Here is a 2,663-nt window from a genome sequence, read left to right as displayed (position 1 = left end):
ACGCAACCTTCACGTCGCAGACCGCCACCGTGCAGTTCCTTAGTTATCTAACCATTAGTGATGTAAGTATCGGCGCGCAACATTGATGTGGGGCATCCATGGTGGCGAGGACACCCACTATCGCATCAGTCGCCTGCCTCATGAGTGATGCCGGCGACCCCTCGGTCCTCTCGGCGCCGCCGACCCGGCTTCGCGTCGGGCTCCTCGGGGGAGAGGCTCCGAATCGCAGCTTCTAGATTGGTCTGCAGCTCGCCCAATAGGGCGATCTGGAGATCCGCTTCGCGGCGCGAAATGCCGGTCTTAGCGATATCCCCAACTTCGATGCCAATGGGCAGAAGCTTCCTTTTCAGCTCGTGACCGTAAGGGGTGAGGAAGATGTTGATCTTCCGCTTGTCCGCCGCGTTGCGGACCCGGGCAACGATTCCCCGTTGCTCCATGGAAGCGATCGCCGAAAGCGTGGTCGGCTCCATCGTTCCAACAAGGTCGGACAGTTCCTTCTGGGTTAAGCCGTCCTGGTCCCACAGGACGCGCAAGAAGTACCACATGCCCAGGGTGACGCCGAACTGCTCGATCTTCAGCTGTAGCAGCTTTTGCATAAGTCGATGCGTGAGTCGGATTTGATATCCGATACTCAGGTCGAACGGCAGGTTGATTTCCCCGCTATCTCCGCTCATCGAAATCGGCCCTGCATGACCCGAACCATCGGGCCTGTTGAATGTCGAAACCAGCGTGCATTCCTTCTTGGCAACCGCCCCAGCCGCGTGGGTCGGTTGACTTGTTAATGGATTATGACTTGACGGTCCCGCGGTTTCTCATCCGGGTCGAGGGCGAGATTCCGGCGTTCGTTCGGCGGCCTTGATGGTCGTGACTGCCATATATTCAACCGACGTAAGGGCACGAGGGCCACCCTAGTTCGGGCGGGATTCAAAGGGCCGGAGAACCCACGCTCAATCCGCGTGGAATAGATAGGGTGTCACCGAAGCACGATTCAGACCCGTTCGACCGCGAGCGCAAGGCCCATGCCGACGCCGATGCAGAGCGTGGCAAGGCCCAGTCTGCCGTCAGTATCCAACTGGACGTTGGCGGGCAGGTGCACCATCAAAGCCGTTGCCCCTGCCTCATTGGGAGGGCGAACATGGCGACACGCCCCAGGGAGAGTGCATTTGTCCAACAGGCCCGCCCAGCTCAATCCGGAATGGAGCCTTGGTTATCAGGTCCGGCGCTGCCATCGGCGGTTCGATCGCCTGCTCAATGCGATGCTGGCGAAGCACGATCTAAAGACGGGCTTCTGGTATTACCTTCGTGTGCTGTGGATCCGCGACGGCGTCACCCAGAAATATCTGAGCGACATGACCAACGTCACAGAAAACACGACTGTGTCGATAATCAACAACATGATGCAGCACGGGCTTGTAGAGCGCACCCGCGACAAGGTTGATCGCCGCAAGTTGAGCGTTACGCTGACCCAACGAGGCAAAGCCCTGGAAGCGGAGCTCATGCAATATGCGATCGACATTAACCGCATCGCCGTCGCCGGGATCGATCCGGCCGAGGTTGCGACGTGCGTCGACGTGCTTTCGCGCATGTCAGCCAATCTCGCCGCCGAATTCGATTCTATCCCGAACACCCCCGCCGAGGACTGACAGGGCGCAACCGGTCAGCGGCCGCTCGCCGGGTATCCTGCGGCAGCCCGGCAAAGACGGAGCATCGACAACCACGCTGCTCCCGCACCGCTTATGCTCCGCCCCGTCATTTCCCGGATTGCATCACGTCAGATCTTGAACTCCGCGAACGTCTCCGGCGCGAACATGTCCTCGATCGTCAGCTGGCGCGGCGACAGACCCTGCTCATGATGATAGCGCGTGAAGGTCTCGAGTACGTGGCGGTTCTTCTCGATTCCGTAAGGCCACCACTGATCGCCCAACGTCGCGATCGTTTCCTCGACCGCGGCAATTTGCCAGGGCAGCATCGTCTTGAGCGAGGCTGAGACGCGCAGCTGTTCGTAGGTTAGCTGCTGCGCCTGGACGAACGCCTTGTAGAGCGCCTGTGCGATCCAGCGGTTCTTCTCGTAAATGTCGCGGCGAATGGCAACGACGTGCATGATCGGGAAGATATTCGTCTTGCCGAAATAGGCTTTCTCGACCTGGACGAAGTCCGGGAACAGGCGCCGCACATTGTGCGGTTCCGAATAGAAGGTCGATGGAGCACGCGCGGTGTGCAGCGCGTCGATCTCGCCATCAGCCAACATCCGGGTCAGCGTCTGGTTTGGCCCGATCGGCTCAACCTTGAACTTGTCCGGCAGATTGAGTTTGAGCTTTTCCTCACGGCCCGGCTCTTCCTCGCCGCCCGTGACATAAGTGACCGACGCCGGGTCGATGCCATATTCGTCCTGCAGGATACCGCGGATCCAGACCGGCGCGGTCATCTGATATTCCGGGACGCCGATGCGCTTGCCGACAAGGTCGGACGGTTTTTCGATGCCGCTCTTGGCCGACACGAAGATGCAGGAATGACGGAAGAAACGTGACGGGAACACCGGGATGGCGATAAAGTCTGGATTGTCCCGGCCCAGAGTCACGCAATACGATGACATCGAAAGCTCGGCGGCATCGAACTCGCGATTGCGCAGCATCCGGAAGAACGTTTCCTCGACGGACAGCACC

Annotated in this window: 3 protein-coding genes; 1 reads left to right on the top strand and 2 read right to left on the bottom strand. The window is 59.6% G+C overall.

The features are described 5' to 3' along the window. Positions 1 to 125 precede the first annotated feature (125 nt). Positions 126 to 596, bottom strand: coding sequence for a MarR family transcriptional regulator (locus PSV26_RS11605; protein WP_300570824.1), 471 nt, complete (start codon positions 594 to 596; stop codon positions 126 to 128). A gap of 567 nt (positions 597 to 1,163) precedes the next feature. On the opposite strand from PSV26_RS11605, the gene PSV26_RS11600 reads away from it, so the two are divergent. Continuing rightward, positions 1,164 to 1,643, top strand: coding sequence for a MarR family winged helix-turn-helix transcriptional regulator (locus PSV26_RS11600; RefSeq protein ID WP_062347432.1), 480 nt, complete (start codon positions 1,164 to 1,166; stop codon positions 1,641 to 1,643). 128 nt (positions 1,644 to 1,771) lie between these two features. Here PSV26_RS11600 and PSV26_RS11595 read toward each other — a convergent pair. Next, positions 1,772 to 2,663 (bottom strand): ABC transporter substrate-binding protein (locus PSV26_RS11595; protein WP_062347425.1); only part of this gene is annotated, 892 nt, incomplete at its 5' end.

The organism is Polaromonas sp., from assembly GCF_029945685.1.
Lineage (GTDB): Bacteria > Pseudomonadota > Gammaproteobacteria > Burkholderiales > Burkholderiaceae_C > Polaromonas.
This window is presented reverse-complemented; position numbering and strand designations above follow the sequence as displayed.

Excerpts from the sequence above, each read along its gene's own strand:
- PSV26_RS11605 (WP_300570824.1), bottom strand. The coding sequence starts at position 596 with ATGCAAAAGCTGCTACAGCTGAAGATCGAGCAGTTCGGCGTCACCCTG.